The sequence below is a fragment of the Streptomyces sp. NBC_00691 genome, from assembly GCF_036226665.1.
Classification (GTDB): Bacteria; Actinomycetota; Actinomycetes; order Streptomycetales; family Streptomycetaceae; genus Streptomyces.
Genome location: NZ_CP109007.1, coordinates 5,629,070 through 5,644,868 on the forward strand (window position 1 = coordinate 5,629,070; position 15,799 = coordinate 5,644,868).

A 15,799-nucleotide genomic window follows, 5' to 3' on the forward strand; every position below is an offset into this window, starting at 1 on the left:
CAATCGGCGGACCGCCGTACGGCCGCCACTATCCCGGAGGTTGCTGGAACCATGCTGAAGAGCTCTCAGCGCAGAATCGCCGCGGGCGCGCTGCTCGCGGCGGCCACGATGGTCGTCACCACCGCCTGCGGTGGCGGCAACGGCGACAGCGGCGACAAGGGCAAGGGCGGAGCGCCCGGCTTCAACGCCGGTGTGAACAAGGTCGCCAACGCCTCCGACAAGAAGGGCGGCGAGCTCAAGTTCATCGGCTCGCAGGAGGCCGACTCGTGGGACCCGCAGCGCGGGTACTACGGCTTCGTGTGGGACTTCGCGCGCTACTACACGCGTCAGCTGGTCACCTTCAAGGCCGAGCCGGGTGCCGCCTCCACCGAGCTCGTCCCGGACCTCGCCACCGACGCCGGCAAGGTCTCGGCCGACGGCCTCACCTACACCTTCACGCTGAAGGACGGGGTGGCCTGGGAGGACGGCAAGCCGATCACCTCCAAGGACATCAAGTACGGCATCGAGCGCATCTGGGCCCAGGACGTCATCTCCGGCGGCCCGATCTACCTCCAGCAGGTCCTCGACCCCAAGGGCGAGTACAAGGGTCCCTACAAGGACACCTCCGCGGACAAGCTCGGCCTGAAGGCGATCGAGACCCCGGACGACAAGACCATCGTCTTCAAGCTGCCGGTCGCCAACGGTGACTTCCTGCAGATGCTGGCCATGCCCGCCGCCTCCCCGGTCCGCCAGGACAAGGACACCAAGGCCAAGTACGGCCTGAAGCCCTTCTCCTCCGGCCCGTACAAGTGGCAGTCGTACACCCCGAACAAGTCCATCAAGCTCGTCCGCAACGACAAGTGGGACGCCAAGACGGACACCGTCCGCAAGGCCCTGCCGGAGAGCGTCAGCGTCACGTTCACCACGAACGCCGACGACATGGACAACCGTCTCGTCGAGGGCGAGTACGACCTCGACATCAACGCGACGGGCGTCGGCGCCTCCGCGCGCCAGAAGGTGCTGCAGCAGCACAAGGGCAACGTCGACAACCCGCAGACGGGCTTCATCCGCTACGCGGTCTTCCCGCAGACGGTCACGCCCAACATCGAGTGCCGCAAGGCCATGATCTACGCGGCCGACTCCAAGTCGCTGCAGACCGCCCGTGGCGGCCCGCAGGCCGGTGGCGACATCGCCTCCAACATGCTGCCGCCGGCGATCAAGGGCGCCGACCCGAAGGCCGACCCGTACGGCAAGCTCGGTGGCGCCCCGGACCTCGCCAAGGCCAAGGAGGCCCTGGCGAAGTGCGGTAAGCCGAACGGCTTCAAGACCACGATCGCGGTCCGCAACAACAAGAAGATCGAGATCGCGACCGCCGAGTCCCTCCAGCAGTCGCTGCTGAAGGTCGGCATCGACGCCCAGATCGACCAGTTCGACGGCGCCCAGACGTCCGGCATCATCGGTTCGCCGAAGGTCGTCAAGGACAAGGGCTACGGCATCATCATCATGGGCTGGGGCGCCGACTTCCCGACCGGTCAGGGCTTCCTCCAGCCGCTGGTCGACGGCCGCTTCATCCTCCAGAGCGGCAACAACAACTTCTCCGAGCTGAACGACAAGTCCGTCAACGGGCTGTTCGACCAGGCGCTGAAGGAGACCGACCCGGTCAAGGCCGGCGAGCTCTACAAGCAGATCAACACGAAGGTGTCAGAGGCCGCGGTCTACCTGCCCTTCACCCACGAGAAGAACATCATCTGGCGCAGCTCCCGGCTGACCAACGTCTACACGGCGGACGCCTACAACGGCCGCTACGACTACGCGTCGCTCGGCGTCGTCAAGTAATCCGACCCGCTTCACCGGCGCACCACCCGCCGCCAGGTCCGAAGGGCAGGTGATGGCCGAGGGCGGCGGCCGGGGGACCCGATCGGGTCCCCCGGCCGCCGACCGGCCGACCGCATGCTTGCATACATAGTCCGGCGACTCTTCGCAGTCGTCGTGATGCTGCTCGTCGTCACGCTCGTGACGCTCAGCATCTTCTTCCTCATCCCCAAGATGACCGGCAGCGACCCTGCCGCGATGTTCGTCGGCAAGCAGGCGGATCCGGCATCCATCGAAGCCGTCCGGCAGAAACTGGGCCTGGACGAGCCGATCCTGGTGCAGTTCTGGCACTTCGTCTCCGGCATCTTCGTCGGCCGTGACTACACGGGCGGCGGCGACACCATCCACTGCGCGGCGCCCTGCTTCGGCTACTCGTTCCGCACCGAGCAGGACGTCTCGTCGATGCTGGTCGACGCCTTCCCCGTCACCCTCTCCATGGTCATCGGCGCCGCCGTGCTCTGGCTGATCCTGGGTGTCTCCACCGGCGTCCTCTCCGCGCTCAAGCGGGGCACGATCATCGACCGGGCGGCCATGATCACCGCGCTCGCCGGTGTGTCGCTGCCCATCTTCTTCACCGCCATGCTGGCGATGCTGGTCTTCCGTACCCAACTGGGCTGGCTCAACGCCTCGTACACGCCGATCACCGAGTCCGTCGGTGGCTGGTTCGGCGGCCTGCTGCTGCCCTGGGTGACCCTCGCCTTCCTGTACGCGGCCATGTACGCGCGGCTCACCCGCGCGACCATGCTGGAGGTCCTCGGCGAGGACTACATCCGCACCGCACGGGCCAAGGGCCTCCCGGAGTCGGTCGTGCTCGGCAAGCACGCCATGCGCTCCACCATGACCCCCATCCTGACCATCTTCGGCATGGACCTCGGCGCCCTCGTCGGCGGCGCGATCCTGACCGAGACCGCGTTCAGCCTCCACGGCCTCGGCGGACTCGCCATCAAGGGCGTCAGCGAGCGCGACCTGCCGCTGATCCTGGCCGTCACGCTGATCACCGCGGCGTGCGTCGTCATCGCCAACCTCGTCGTGGACCTGCTGTACGCCGTGATCGACCCCCGAGTGAGGCTCGCATGACGGACAAGCTGACGAAGACCGGTGCGGCGGTGGGCGAACCCGTCGCCACCGGGTCCGCCCCCTCCGGCGCCTTCCTCGACGTGCGCGACCTGAAGATCCACTTCCCGACCGACGACGGTCTGGTCAAGTCGGTCGACGGTCTCAGCTTCCAGCTGGAGAAGGGCAAGACCCTCGGCATCGTGGGCGAGTCCGGCTCCGGCAAGTCGGTCACCTCGCTCGGCATCATGGGCCTGCACACGGTCGGCCAGTACGGCCGGCAGAAGGCGAAGATCTCGGGCGAGATCTGGCTCGACGGCCGGGAGCTGCTCTCGGCCGACCCGGACGAGGTCCGCAGGATGCGCGGCCGCGACATGGCGATGATCTTCCAGGACCCGCTGTCCGCGATGCACCCGTACTACACGGTCGGCAACCAGATCGTGGAGGCGTACCGCGTCCACCACGACGTCGACAAGAAGACGGCGCGCAGGCGGGCCGTCGAACTCCTCGACCGGGTCGGCATCCCCGAGCCCGCCAAGCGGTTCGACAACTACCCGCACGAGTTCTCCGGCGGCATGCGCCAGCGCGCGATGATCGCCATGGCGCTCGTCAACAACCCCGCGCTGCTCATCGCCGACGAGCCGACCACCGCGCTCGACGTGACCGTGCAGGCCCAGATCCTCGATCTGATGCGGGACCTCCAGAAGGAGTTCGGCTCCGCGGTCGTCATCATCACCCACGACCTCGGCGTCGTCGCCGAGCTCGCCGACGACATCCTCGTGATGTACGGCGGGCGCTGCGTCGAGCGCGGACCGGCCGAGTCCGTCTTCTACGAGCCGCAGCACCCCTACACCTGGGGCCTGCTCGGCTCGATGCCGAGGATCGACCGCGACCAGACCGAGCGGCTCATCCCGGTGAAGGGCAACCCGCCCAGCCTCATCAACATCCCGAGCGGCTGCGCCTTCAACCCCCGCTGCCCGTACGCGGACGTCCCCAAGGGCGGCATCACGCGCACCCAGCGGCCGGAACTGGCGCCGGCCGGGGACCGCCACTTCTCGGCCTGCCACATGCCGCAGGAGGAGCGGACCCGTATCTGGACCGAAGAGATTGCGCCGAAACTGTGAGCGAGACCATGGAACCCCTCCTCAAGGTCACCGGCCTGAAGAAGCACTTCCCCATCAAGAAGGGGCTTCTCCAGCGGCAGACCGGCGCGGTCAAGGCGGTCGACGGGATCGACTTCGAGGTCCTGCCCGGTGAGACCCTCGGCGTCGTCGGCGAGTCCGGCTGCGGCAAGTCCACGATGGGCCGTCTGATCACCCGGCTCCTCGAACCGACGGGCGGTACGGTCGAGTTCCAGGGCAAGGACATCTCGCACCTCGGCGTCTCGGGCATGCGCCCGTTCCGCCGGGACATCCAGATGATCTTCCAGGACCCCTACGGCTCGCTGAACCCGCGTCACACCGTCGGCACGATCGTCTCGGCCCCCTTCAAGCTCCAGGGCGTGGAGCCCGAGGGCGGCGTGAAGAAGGAGGTCCAGCGCCTGCTCGGCCTGGTCGGCCTCAACCCGGAGCACTACAACCGCTACCCGCACGAGTTCTCCGGCGGTCAGCGCCAGCGCATCGGCATCGCCCGCGCGCTGGCCCTCAAGCCGAAGCTCGTGGTGGCGGACGAGCCGGTCTCGGCCCTGGACGTCTCCATCCAGGCCCAGGTGGTCAACCTCCTGGACGACCTCCAGCAGGAGCTCGGCCTCACGTACGTGATCATCGCGCACGACCTGTCGGTCATCCGGCACGTCTCGGACCGCATCGCGGTGATGTACCTGGGCAAGATCGTGGAACTCGCGGACCGCAAGTCCCTCTACGAGAACCCGATGCACCCGTACACCCGCGCGCTCATGTCGGCGGTCCCGATCCCGGACCCCCGCCGCCGGGGCGCGAAGAGCGACCGCATCCTCCTGACCGGCGACGTCCCGTCCCCGATCGCCCCGCCGCCGGGCTGCCGTTTCAACACGCGCTGCTGGAAGGCCACGGACCTCTGCCGGACGCAGGAACCGCCCCTGGTCGAACTCCGCCCGGGCCAGCGAGTGGCCTGCCACCACCCGGAGAACACGGAAGTGCTGACGATCCCGGGAGCGAGGCAGTCGGTGGAACTCACCCCCTCGACGAAGGCCCCGGAGCCGGAGAAGCAGCCGGAGCCGGAGAAGCCGTCCGAGCCGGAGTCGAAGCCGGAGCCGGAGTCGAAGCCGGAGCCGGTGGAGACGCCGGACGAGGCCGCCGCCGAGGACGACGCACCGAAGGCATGAACCAGAGGAGGCCCCCGCCGCCGAAAGGCACGGGGGCCTCCGTGCGTACGGGGGCGGCGGGCGGTCGGGGATCGGGGGGTCCCCCCCCGGGTCCGGCCGCCCCCGGCGGCCCCGGGACGGGGAGCCCCCGCAGGCCCCACGGGAACTACCGGCACAATTGGTCGGTGCTCCACGACCTGTTCACCCCCTCCGTCCAACACGCCCTCGATCTCGTCGGCATCTTCGTCTTCGCCATCTCCGGCGCCCTCCTCGCCGTCCGCAAGAACTTCGACGTCTTCGGCATCGCCGTCCTCGCCGAGGTCACCGCCCTCGGCGGCGGCCTCTTCCGCGACCTGATCATCGGCGCCGTGCCGCCCGCCGCCTTCACCGATCTCGGCTACTTCCTCATGCCCCTGATCGCCGCGGGCCTCGTCTTCTTCCTCCACCCGGAGGTCGAGCGCACCCAGAACGCCGTGAACGTCTTCGACGCCGCCGGCCTGGGCCTCTTCTGCGTGACCGGTACGACGAAGGCGTACGACTACGGCCTCGGCCTCACCTCCTCCGCCGCGCTGGGTCTCGCGACGGCCGTCGGCGGCGGTGTCCTGCGGGACGTGCTCGCCAACGAGGTGCCGTCGCTGCTGCGCTGGGACCGGGACCTGTACGCCGTCCCCGCCATCGTCGGGGCCGGGATGGTCGCCCTGTGCATCCGTTTCGACATGCTCAACGGCTGGACCAGCGGCGCCGCCGTCCTCACCGCGTTCCTGCTGCGCCTGCTCGCGATGCGCTACCACTGGCGCGCGCCCCGCGCCTGGAACCGGCGGTCCTCCGCACGCGAGCAGCCGGAAAAAGCTACCGCTCAGTAGCTTCCTGGGGTACCGTCGGAAACATGAGCACGAGCATCGAGACCCCCGTCGCGACGAGCGAGCGCGAGGGCGAGCGCGACGAGCGCACGTACGAGTTCGACCGCGACACCGCCGTCACCCTCCGGGAGCCCGGCGTCTACGACGCCGACCTCTCCGCGGGCTGGACGATCATCCACGCGGTCAACGGCGGCTACCTCCTCGCTCTGCTCGGCCGCGCCCTCGGCGAGCACCTCCCGCACCCCGACCCGTTCACGATCTCGGCCCACTACCTCACGCCGTCCGTGCCGGGCCCCGCGGTGATCAGGACCGAGACCGTCCGCACCGGCCGCACGCTCTCCACCGGCCAGGCCTCCCTCTTCCAGTACGCGGAGGACGGCACCGAGGTCGAGCGCATCCGGGTCCTCGCCTCGTACGGCGACCTCGCGGCGCTCCCCGACGACGTCCGCACCACCGCGACGCCCCCGGCGATGGCCGCCATCGAGAACTGCTTCGCCGCCTCCGACGGCCCGACCCCGGCGATTCCGGGCTCCTCGGCCATCGCCGACCGGCTCGACCTGCGCCTCGACCCGGCCTGCGTGGGCTGGGCGATCGGCGCGCCGTCGGGCAAGGGCGAGATGCGCGCATGGTTCGGCCTCGCGGACGGCCGGGAGCCGGACGCGCTCTCGCTGCTCCTGACCGTCGACGCCCTGCCGCCGACCTCCTTCGAGCTGGGCCTGAAGGGCTGGACCCCGACCGTCGAGCTCACCACCCACGTCCGCTGCCGCCCGGCCCCCGGCCCGCTGCGGGTCTCCATCACCACCCGCAACCTCGCCGGCGGCTTCCTGGAGGAGGACGCCGAGGTCTGGGACAGCGCCGGCCGACTGGTGGCACAGTCCCGCCAGCTGGCCCGCGCGCCGCGCGCCTGACGCGCTTCCGGCTCCGACCCCGAGCCGGAAAGCGCCGACCGGCGCCGAGAGGGGCGTACGCACCCCGGGGCCCGCACTCCCCGGGGTACGTACGACCCGTACGGCCCTGAGGCGGCCCCGCCGTCCGGGAAGGCCCCGGGAGCGCGCCGCCGGCCCAGGTCACGGGCCGCCGCCCGCCCGGCCGGGGCACGGCCCCGGCCCCGGCACCCGCCGCGCTCGGCGGCGTAAACCGGCCACCCGCCAGGGCCGGGAGCACGGGCTCGTAGAATCGACCCACCATGGCTTACCTCGACCACGCCGCGACCACGCCCATGCTGCCCGAGGCGATCGAGGCGATGACCGCCCAGCTCGCCGTCACGGGCAACGCCTCCTCCCTGCACGCCGCCGGACGGCGCGCCCGGCGGACCGTCGAGGAGGGGCGCGAGACGCTCGCCGCCGCGCTCGGCGCGCGGCCGAGCGAGGTCGTCTTCACCTCCGGCGGCACCGAGGCGGACAACCTCGCCGTGAAGGGCCTCTACTGGTCCCGCCGCGACGCCGACCCCCACCGCACCCGCGTTCTCGCCAGCCCGGTGGAGCACCACGCCGTGCTCGACGCCGTCGACTGGCTCGCCACCCACGAGGGTGCCGACGTCGAGTACCTGCCGGTCGACCGGTACGGCCGCGTGCACCCCGAGGCCCTGCGCGAGGCGATCGCCCGCGACCCCGGTTCCGTCGCCCTCGCCACCGTCATGTGGGCCAACAACGAGATCGGCACCGTCATGCCGGTCCGTGAACTGGCCGACGCAGCAGCCGAGTTCGGCGTACCGCTGCACGCCGACGCCGTCCAGGCCGTCGGTCAGACCGAGGTCGACTTCGCGGCCTCGGGCCTCGCCGCGATGACCGTCTCCGGACACAAGATCGGCGGCCCGTACGGCATCGGAGCCCTGCTCCTGGGGCGCGAGCACACCCCCGTACCCGTCCTGCACGGCGGTGGCCAGGAGCGGCACGTCCGCTCCGGCACCCTCGACGTGCCGGCCGTCGCCGCCTTCGCGGTCGCCGCCCGGCTCGCCACCGAGCGGCGAGAGGAGTTCGCCCGGGAGATCGGCGCGCTGCGCGACGAGCTCGTGGCCGAGGTCCGGGCGCTCGTCCCCGACGTGATCCTCGGCGGCGACCCCGTCGAGCGGCTCCCCGCCAACGCCCACTTCACCTTCCCCGGCTGCGAGGGCGACTCCCTGCTCCTGCTGCTCGACGCGGCCGGCATCGCCTGCTCCACGGGCTCCGCCTGCACGGCGGGCATCGCCCAGCCGAGCCATGTCCTCCTGGCGACCGGCACCGACCCGGACCTGGCCCGGGGCACCCTGCGCTTCTCGCTCGGCCACACCTCCACCAAGGAGGACGTCGCGGCGGTCGCGGACGCGATCGGCCCCGCCGTGGAACGGGCCAGGACCGCGGGCCTCAGCTGACCGGCGCGGGAGGCCCGCGCGCGAGCGTGCCGAAGGCGCTCAGGCCCGGGCCTTCGACGCCTCCCGCACCAGCTTGAGATAGCGGTCCCAGTCCCAGTGCGGACCGGGGTCGGTGTGGTCGGTGCCCTCGACCTCGACGTGCCCGATGATGTGCTCCCGGTCCACGGGTATCCCGTACCGGGCGCATATGTCGGCCGTCAGCCGCGCCGAGCCCGCGTACATCGCCGCCGTGAAGTCCTGCGGCCGGTCGACGAAGCCCTCGTGCTCGATGCCGATGCTCCGCTCGTTCATGTCGCGGTTCCCGGCGTGGAAGGCGACGTCGAGCTCCCTGATCATCTGCGCCACGTGCCCGTCCTCGCGGACCACGTAGTGCGCGGCGGCCCCGTGCCCGGGGTCCTTGAAGACCTTGAGGGCGGTGGCGTAACTGCCCTGGACGACATGGATCACGACCCGGTCGATCCGGTAGTCGTCCGGCCGGTCGGCCCGTCGCCAGTTCGCCCGCGACGCCGAGGTCCACTCGGCGGCCTTGTGGTCGAGCTCGCCCTCGACCCGCTTCTTCTCCATCCCCGGCAGCCGCCACCAGGCACGCGCCAGCTCGTCCCTGGCCAGCGCCGCCGTCCCCAGGACGGCGACCCCGCCGCCGAGCAGCACCGCGCGCCGCCCCACCCGTCTGCCGGAACCGCCGGACTTTCCCGAACCGCCGGCCCCGCCCGCACCACTCGCCTTGCTCCCCATGCCTCCGAGAACGCTTACTACCGCGACTGTGGTTCCCGGCGCCCCGTACCCTGGTAGGGCTATGACTCAGACTCCGCCCCCGCGCCCCCAGAGCCGTCCCCTCCGGGTCCTTGCCGCCATGTCCGGCGGAGTGGACTCCGCCGTCGCTGCCGCCCGTGCCGCCGAGGCCGGTCACGACGTCACCGGTGTGCACCTCGCCCTCTCCGCGAACCCGCAGTCCTTCCGTACCGGAGCGCGCGGCTGCTGCACGATCGAGGACTCCCGCGACGCCCGCCGGGCGGCCGACGTCATCGGCATCCCGTTCTACGTGTGGGACCTCGCCGAGCGCTTCCGCGAGGACGTCGTGGACGACTTCGTCGCGGAGTACGAGGCCGGCCGCACGCCCAACCCGTGCCTGCGCTGCAACGAGAAGATCAAGTTCGCCGCGCTGCTCGACAAGGCGCTCGCCCTCGGCTTCGACGCGGTCTGCACCGGTCACTACGCGACGGTCGTCCTGAACGAGGACGGCACCCGTGAGCTGCACCGCGCCTCCGACATGGCGAAGGACCAGTCGTACGTGCTCGGCGTGCTCGACGAGAAGCAGCTCGCGCACGCGATGTTCCCGCTGGGCGACACGCTCACCACCAAGGACGAGATCCGGGCGGAGGCCGAGCGGCGCGGGCTCGCGGTCGCGAAGAAGCCCGACAGCCACGACATCTGCTTCATCGCCGACGGCGACACCCAGGGCTTCCTCGCCTCCCGCCTGGGCAAGGCGGAGGGCGACATCGTCGACGAGGCCGGTACGAAGGTCGGCAGCCACGAGGGCGCGTACGGCTTCACCATCGGCCAGCGCAAGGGCCTGCGGATCGGCCACCCGGCCGCCGACGGCAAGCCGCGCTACGTCCTGGACATCTCGCCGGTGAACAACACGGTCACGGTGGGCCCCGTCGAGGCGCTGGACGTCACCGCCCTGACCGCGATCAAGCCCCGCTGGTGCGGCACCGCGCCGGAGGGCGAGGGCCGCTACACGGCCCAGCTCCGCGCCCACGGCGGCGAGACCGAGGTGACGGCGTCCCTGACGGACGGCGAACTCACCGTCGCCTTCGACGAGCCGGTCCGCGGCGTGGCCCCGGGCCAGGCGATCGTCCTGTACGACGGCACGCGCGTGGTCGGCTCGGCCACGATCGCCACGACCTCCCGCCGCGCGACGGCACCGGCGAGGGCCTAGGGTCCCCGGGACAGAACACCTAGGCCGCCTCCGCGGGCTCCCGCTCCTCCGTCAGGAACTCCTCCAGGACCGGGGCCAGGACGTGCGGTGCCACCTGGTACGTCTGGCCCGTCAGCGTGCGGTGCCGCCCCCGGGGGAGCGCCTCCGTCAGCGTGCGGGCCGCCTGCCGGGTGCTCACCGGGCTCGCGCCCCCGTCGACCACGAGTACGCGCGCGTGCACCCGGGCCAGAAGCCCCTCCGGCACCGTGCCGTCCCCGAGGACGGCGAAGTCGTACGCGAGGGTGCGGGCCTCCTCCGCCGTCCCGGGCCGCAGCCCCGCGTGCGCCGTCGGCTCCGCCAGGAACAGGTCGAGCGCCTCGGCCCACCGCCCCTCGCCGAGCGGCACGGCCACCCGCCGCCGCAGCTCGGCTGCCTCGGCCGAGTACGGCGGCTCGTACACCGACACCGCCCCGGCAGGCACCCCGGCGGCCACCGCGGCGAGCGCCAGCGCGCCCCCCGTGCCCGTCCCGTGCAGCGCCGCACCCGGACCCGCCTCCCCGGCCACCGCGGCCAGGTCCTCGATCTCCCGCTCCACCGCGTACGGCCCCGTGTCGCCGCTGCCGCCGCGGCCCCGCCGGTCGTACGCGACGACCGAGAAGCGCCGGGCCAGTAACCCGCCCAGCGCCCGCTCGCCCGCGGCCGTCCCCAGCGCGCCGCTCACCAGGACGAGCGGCGGCCCCTCCCCGTACCGCTCGTACGCGATCGGCGTCCCGTCCCCCGACGCGACCCGTCCCCGGACCCTGCTCAGCGTGGTGCTCACCTCGTCCATGGCAGGGGAGACCGGACCCGTCACCGGAACTCATCGCCCCCCAGCGGGATTTCTCGTAAAAAGATCGACGTCGCTGGTCAGGGCCTACGGTGGGGCCATGAACATCTGTGTCTTCCTCTCCGCCGCGGACCTCGACGAGCGCTACACGACCCCCGCCCGCGACTTCGCGCGGCTTCTCGGCAAGGCCGGCCACACCCTGGTCTGGGGCGGTTCCGACACCGGTCTGATGAAGGTCGTCGCCGACGGAGTCCAGGAGGCCGGCGGCCGGCTCGTGGGCGTCTCCGTCGACTTCCTCGCCCACAAGGCCCGTCCGAACGCCGACGAGATGGTCGTCGCCAGGGACCTGGCCGAGCGCAAGGCCCTCCTCCTCGCCAAGTCCGACGCCGTCGTGGTCATGGTCGGCGGCACCGGCACCCTCGACGAGGCCACCGAGATCCTGGAGCTGAAGAAGCACGGCAAGCACTCCAAGCCGGTCGTCCTGCTCAACACGGAGGGTTTCTACGACGGACTGAAGACCCAGTTCCGCCGGATGGAGGAGGAGGGCTTCCTGCCGATCCCTCTCGCCGACGTCGTCCTCTTCGCCGACGACGCCCCCACGGCCCTCACCCACCTGGAGGAGAACATCGCCGCCCGCTGATGCGAGCATGGTGACCATGGCTACACATGTGATCACCGGAGCCGGTTCCGGCATCGGCGCCGCCGTCGCGCGCCGCCTCCACGCGCGCGGGGACGACCTCGTGCTCCACGCGCGCGACGCGGGGCGGGCCAAGGAGCTCGCCGCGCGGTTCCCCGGCGCCCGGACCCTCGTCGGCGACCTCGCCGACCCGGACCGGCTCTCCTGGGCGTTCTCGCACCAGACCATGCCGGAGCAGGTGGACAGCCTGCTGCACATCGCGGGCGTCGTCGACCTCGGTCCGATCGGGGACCTCACCCCCAAGACCTGGCACCACCAGCTCAACGTCAACCTCGTCGCCCCGGCCGAGCTGACCCGGCACCTCCTGCCCCAGCTGCGGGTCTCCCAGGGCCACGTCGTCTTCGTGAACTCGGGCGCCGGCCTCGCCGCACACGCCGAGTGGGGCGCGTACGCCGCCTCCAAGCACGGCCTCAAGGCCCTCGCCGACTCCCTGCGCCACGAGGAGCACGCCAACGGCGTGCGGGTGACCTCGGTCTACCCGGGCCGCACCGCGAGCCCCATGCAGGCCAAGGTCCACTCCCAGGAGGGCAAGGAGTACGACCCGTCGAGGTGGATCGACCCCGAGTCGGTCGCCACGGCGATCCTCACCGCCGTCGACCTCCCGCGCGACGCGGAGATCAACGACCTCACCGTTCGTCCGGGACGCTAGACATGAGCGAGACGCAGGCCGAGGACGACCGTGTGCTCTGGGGGCCCGCCACCGGCGTCGGCTCCATGCCCGGCGGCGACGCCCGGGAGACCGCGAGGACCGTCACCGGGTCCTTCGAAAACTTCCCGTTCCTCGCGGAGCTGCCCGCCCGCGGCCCAGGCGCCGACATGATCGGCCGGACCATCGGGATGCTCGTCGACCTCTACGCGCACGTGGAGCCGAGCGGCTGGCGGATCAGCGACCGGCCCGGCCGCGACACCAAGCGCGCCCGGTCCTGGATGGGCGAGGACCTCGACGCCCTGGAGGAGTTCACCCAGGGGTACGAGGGACCGCTCAAGGTGCAGGCCGTGGGCCCCTGGACGCTCGCCGCCGCCCTGGAGCTGCGCGGCGGCGAGGCCGCCCTCGGCGACGCCGGCGCCTGCCGCGACCTCGTCGGCTCGCTCGCGGAGGGCCTCCACGAGCACCTCGCCGGCCTGCGCAAGAGGATCCCCGGCGCCCGGATCGTCCTCCAGCTCGACGAGCCCTCGCTCACCGCCGTCCTGCGCGGCCACGTCCGCACCGCCAGCGGCTACCGCACCTACCGGGCCGTCGACCGGCAGGTCGTGGAGAGCGCCCTGCGCGAGGTGATCGCCGTCCACGAAGGCCCGGCGGTCGTCCACTCCTGCGCTCCCGACGTCCCCTTCGCGCTCCTGCGACGGGCCGGCGCCTCGGGGGTCTCGTTCGACTTCTCCCTGCTCACCGAGCGTGACGAGGACACGATCGGCGAGGCAGTGGAGGCCGGCACGAAGCTCTTCGCCGGTGTGGTGGCGTCCACCGACGGCCCATTGTCCGACCCGGGCGGTAGCGTCATGGGTGTCAGGACGCTGTGGCGCAGGCTGGGGCTGAATCCGGGGACTCTCGCCGAGTCCGTGGTCGTCACTCCCACGTGCGGGCTCGCGGGCGCTTCGCCCGCCTACGCCCGCGCGGCCCTCGCTCACTGCGCCCGGGCGGCGAGATCGCTCGCGGACAACCCAGAGTGACCGGGTTTCGAGGCACGGGAGGACGGACGAAGGTGGCAGTCGAACAGGGGGCCCTGCCCGCCGAGGCACGGGAGAAGCACGCCGATCTGGCCGAGCGGGTCGAGGAGCACCGCTTCCGGTACTACGTGAAGGACCAGCCGGTCATCAGCGACGGCGACTTCGACAAGCTCCTGCGCGCCCTGGAGGTGCTGGAGGAGGAGTACCCGGAGCTGCGGACGCCGGACTCGCCGACGCAGAAGGTCGCGGGGCAGTACGAGACCGAGTTCACCTCCGTCGAGCACCGCGAGCGGATGCTCTCCCTCGACAACGCCTTCGACGACGAGGAGTTGGCCACCTGGGCCGATCGGGTCGGGCGGGACGTCGGTACCCCCGACTTCCACTACCTGTGCGAGCTCAAGGTCGACGGCCTCGCGGTCAACCTGACGTACGAGCGCGGGCGGCTGACCCGGGCCGCCACTCGCGGCGACGGCCGCACCGGCGAGGACATCACGCCCAACGTGCGGACGATCGCCGACATCCCGGAGCGCCTGCACGGGGACCGGATCCCGGACCTCGTGGAGATCCGCGGCGAGGTCTACTTCCCGATGGAGGCCTTCGAGGGGCTCAACGCCCGCCTGGTGGAGGCCGGCGACAAGCCCTTCGCCAACCCGAGGAACGCGGCGGCGGGCTCGCTCCGCCAGAAGGACCCCAAGGTCACGGCCTCCCGCCCGCTCCACATGGTCGTCCACGGCATCGGCGCCCGCGAGGGCTTCGACATCGACTGCCTCTCCCACGCGTACGAGCTGCTGCGCGAGTGGGGCCTGCCCACCGCCCGGCACCACAAGGTGGTCGCCTCGCTCGCCGAGGTGCGGGAGTTCATCGCGTACTTCGGGGAGAACCGTCACTCCGTGGAGCACGAGATCGACGGCGTCGTCGTCAAGCTCGACGAGATCCCCCTCCAGGGCCGGCTCGGCTCCACCGCGCGCGCCCCGCGCTGGGCCATCGCCTGGAAGTACGCCCCGGAAGAGGTCAACACCAAGCTGATCGACATCAAGGTCGGCGTCGGCAGGACCGGCCGCGTCACGCCGTACGCGCAGGTGGAGCCGGTGACCGTGGCCGGCTCCGAGGTCGAGTTCGCCACCCTCCACAACCAGGAGGTGGTGAAGGCCAAGGGCGTGCTGATCGGCGACACCGTCGTGCTGCGCAAGGCCGGTGACGTCATCCCGGAGATCCTCGGGCCCGTCGCCGACCTGCGGGACGGCAGCGAGCGGGAGTTCGTGATGCCCGCCGAGTGCCCCGAGTGCGGGACGCCGCTGAAGGCGATGAAGGAGGGCGACATCGACCTCCGCTGCCCGAACGCCCGGACCTGCCCGGCCCAGCTGCGCGAGCGCCTCTTCTTCCTCGCGGGGCGTCAGTGCCTGGACATCGAGAACTTCGGCGCGGTGGCCGCGGCGGCGCTCACCCGTCCGCTGGAGCCGGCCGAGTCGCCGCTGCTCGACGAGGGCGACCTCTTCGACCTCACCATCGAGCGGCTGCTGCCGATCAAGGCGTACGTCCTCGACCCGGACAGCGGGCTGCCCCGGCGGGACCCGAAGACCGGCGAGGAGAAGATCGTCACGGTCTTCGCCAACCAGAAGGGCGAGCCGAAGAAGAACGCCCTGGCGATGCTGGAGAACATCGCGGCGGCGAAGACGCGCCCGCTGGCCCGCTTCATCAACGGGCTCTCCATCCGGCACGTGGGGCCGGTCGCGGCCGAGGCGCTGGCCCGTGAGTTCCGCTCCCTGGAGCGGATCGAGCAGGCGAGCGAGGAGGAGCTGGCCGCCGTCGACGGGGTCGGCGGGATCATCGCGACCGCCGTGAAGCAGTGGTTCTCCGAGGAGTGGCACCGCGAGATCGTGCGCAAGTGGCGCGCGGCCGGGGTCACTCTGGAGGACGAGGGCGCCGGGGAGGATGTCGGACCGCGTCCGCTGGAGGGCCTCACGGTCGTGGTGACCGGCACGCTGGAGAAGTTCACCAGGGATGGCGCAAAAGAGTCCCTCCAGAGCCTCGGAGCGAAGGTGACCGGTTCCGTTTCGAAGAAGACCGCCTTCGTGGTCGTCGGTGAAAACCCTGGTTCGAAGTACGACAAGGCGATGCAGCTGAAGGTTCCGGTTCTCGACGAGGACGGCTTCTCGATCCTGCTCGAACAAGGGCCCGACGCCGCTCGGGAGGCCGCGGTGCCCGTCGCGGAGTAGTCACCCGCACCCCGTCCGACGACCGTGCGACGGTCACCCGTTCGGCGCATACCAGATCGTTACGGGTGGCCAGGTCGCA

Annotated in this window: 14 protein-coding genes; 12 read left to right on the plus strand and 2 right to left on the minus strand. The window is 71.4% G+C overall.

Going from position 1 to position 15,799, the window contains the following annotated elements; all coding sequences use genetic code 11:
* Positions 1-51 precede the first annotated feature (51 nt).
* The 7 genes from OG392_RS25595 to OG392_RS25625 all read left to right on the plus strand — a co-directional run bounded on the left by OG392_RS25595 (position 52) and on the right by OG392_RS25625 (position 8,395).
* The gene (locus tag OG392_RS25595) at positions 52-1,815 is read left to right on the plus strand and encodes an ABC transporter substrate-binding protein (RefSeq protein ID WP_329283308.1); all 1,764 of its coding nucleotides are present in this window, start codon (positions 52-54) and stop codon (positions 1,813-1,815) included.
* A 114-nt stretch (positions 1,816-1,929) separates the two neighbouring features.
* On the plus strand, positions 1,930-2,928 hold the full coding sequence (locus OG392_RS25600) for an ABC transporter permease (protein WP_329283311.1): 999 nt from the start codon (positions 1,930-1,932) through the stop codon (positions 2,926-2,928).
* On the plus strand, positions 2,925-4,028 hold the full coding sequence (locus tag OG392_RS25605) for an ABC transporter ATP-binding protein (protein WP_329283313.1): 1,104 nt from the start codon (positions 2,925-2,927) through the stop codon (positions 4,026-4,028). Before OG392_RS25600 ends, OG392_RS25605 begins: the two co-directional genes overlap by 4 nt.
* An 8-nt stretch (positions 4,029-4,036) precedes the next feature.
* Positions 4,037-5,206 carry an ABC transporter ATP-binding protein gene (locus tag OG392_RS25610; protein ID WP_329287447.1) on the plus strand — a complete coding sequence of 390 codons (1,170 nt, stop codon included), beginning with the start codon at positions 4,037-4,039 and terminating at the stop codon, positions 5,204-5,206.
* 164 nt (positions 5,207-5,370) lie between these two features.
* Complete coding sequence (locus OG392_RS25615; protein ID WP_329283315.1) at positions 5,371-6,048, plus strand: trimeric intracellular cation channel family protein; 678 nt, start codon at positions 5,371-5,373, stop codon at positions 6,046-6,048.
* A gap of 23 nt (positions 6,049-6,071) precedes the next feature.
* Positions 6,072-6,953 carry a thioesterase family protein gene (locus OG392_RS25620; RefSeq protein WP_329283316.1) on the plus strand — a complete coding sequence of 294 codons (882 nt, stop codon included), beginning with the start codon at positions 6,072-6,074 and terminating at the stop codon, positions 6,951-6,953.
* A 278-nt stretch (positions 6,954-7,231) separates the two neighbouring features.
* Entirely contained in the window at positions 7,232-8,395 is a 1,164-nt protein-coding gene (locus OG392_RS25625; protein ID WP_329283318.1) for a cysteine desulfurase family protein, read from the plus strand.
* A 39-nt stretch (positions 8,396-8,434) separates the two neighbouring features.
* On the opposite strand, the gene OG392_RS25630 is transcribed toward OG392_RS25625, so the two are convergent.
* Positions 8,435-9,130, minus strand: coding sequence for an N-acetylmuramoyl-L-alanine amidase (locus tag OG392_RS25630; RefSeq protein ID WP_329283320.1), 696 nt, complete (start codon positions 9,128-9,130; stop codon positions 8,435-8,437).
* A 61-nt stretch (positions 9,131-9,191) separates the two neighbouring features.
* Here OG392_RS25630 and mnmA point away from each other — a divergent pair, with 61 nt between their 5' ends.
* Positions 9,192-10,337, plus strand: a complete 1,146-nt coding sequence (gene mnmA, locus OG392_RS25635) for a tRNA 2-thiouridine(34) synthase MnmA (protein ID WP_329283322.1) — start codon at positions 9,192-9,194, stop codon at positions 10,335-10,337.
* Between the two features lie 19 nt (positions 10,338-10,356).
* Here the strand turns inward: mnmA and OG392_RS25640 are convergent, their stop codons facing one another.
* Positions 10,357-11,145: an alpha/beta fold hydrolase gene (locus tag OG392_RS25640; protein ID WP_329283324.1), complete on the minus strand. Its 789-nt coding sequence runs from the start codon at positions 11,143-11,145 to the stop codon at positions 10,357-10,359.
* A gap of 97 nt (positions 11,146-11,242) precedes the next feature.
* On the opposite strand from OG392_RS25640, the gene OG392_RS25645 reads away from it, so the two are divergent.
* The 4 genes from OG392_RS25645 to ligA are packed head-to-tail and all read left to right on the plus strand — an operon-like array spanning position 11,243 to position 15,720.
* Positions 11,243-11,782, plus strand: coding sequence for a TIGR00730 family Rossman fold protein (locus tag OG392_RS25645; RefSeq protein WP_329283326.1), 540 nt, complete (start codon positions 11,243-11,245; stop codon positions 11,780-11,782).
* Positions 11,783-11,789: 7 nt separating this feature from the next.
* Positions 11,790-12,488, plus strand: coding sequence for an SDR family oxidoreductase (locus OG392_RS25650; RefSeq protein WP_329283328.1), 699 nt, complete (start codon positions 11,790-11,792; stop codon positions 12,486-12,488).
* Positions 12,489-12,490: 2 nt separating this feature from the next.
* On the plus strand, positions 12,491-13,507 hold the full coding sequence (locus tag OG392_RS25655) for a methionine synthase (protein ID WP_329283331.1): 1,017 nt from the start codon (positions 12,491-12,493) through the stop codon (positions 13,505-13,507).
* A gap of 32 nt (positions 13,508-13,539) precedes the next feature.
* Positions 13,540-15,720, plus strand: coding sequence for an NAD-dependent DNA ligase LigA (ligA, locus tag OG392_RS25660; protein ID WP_329283333.1), 2,181 nt, complete (start codon positions 13,540-13,542; stop codon positions 15,718-15,720).
* The last annotated feature ends 79 nt before the right edge of the window (positions 15,721-15,799 follow it).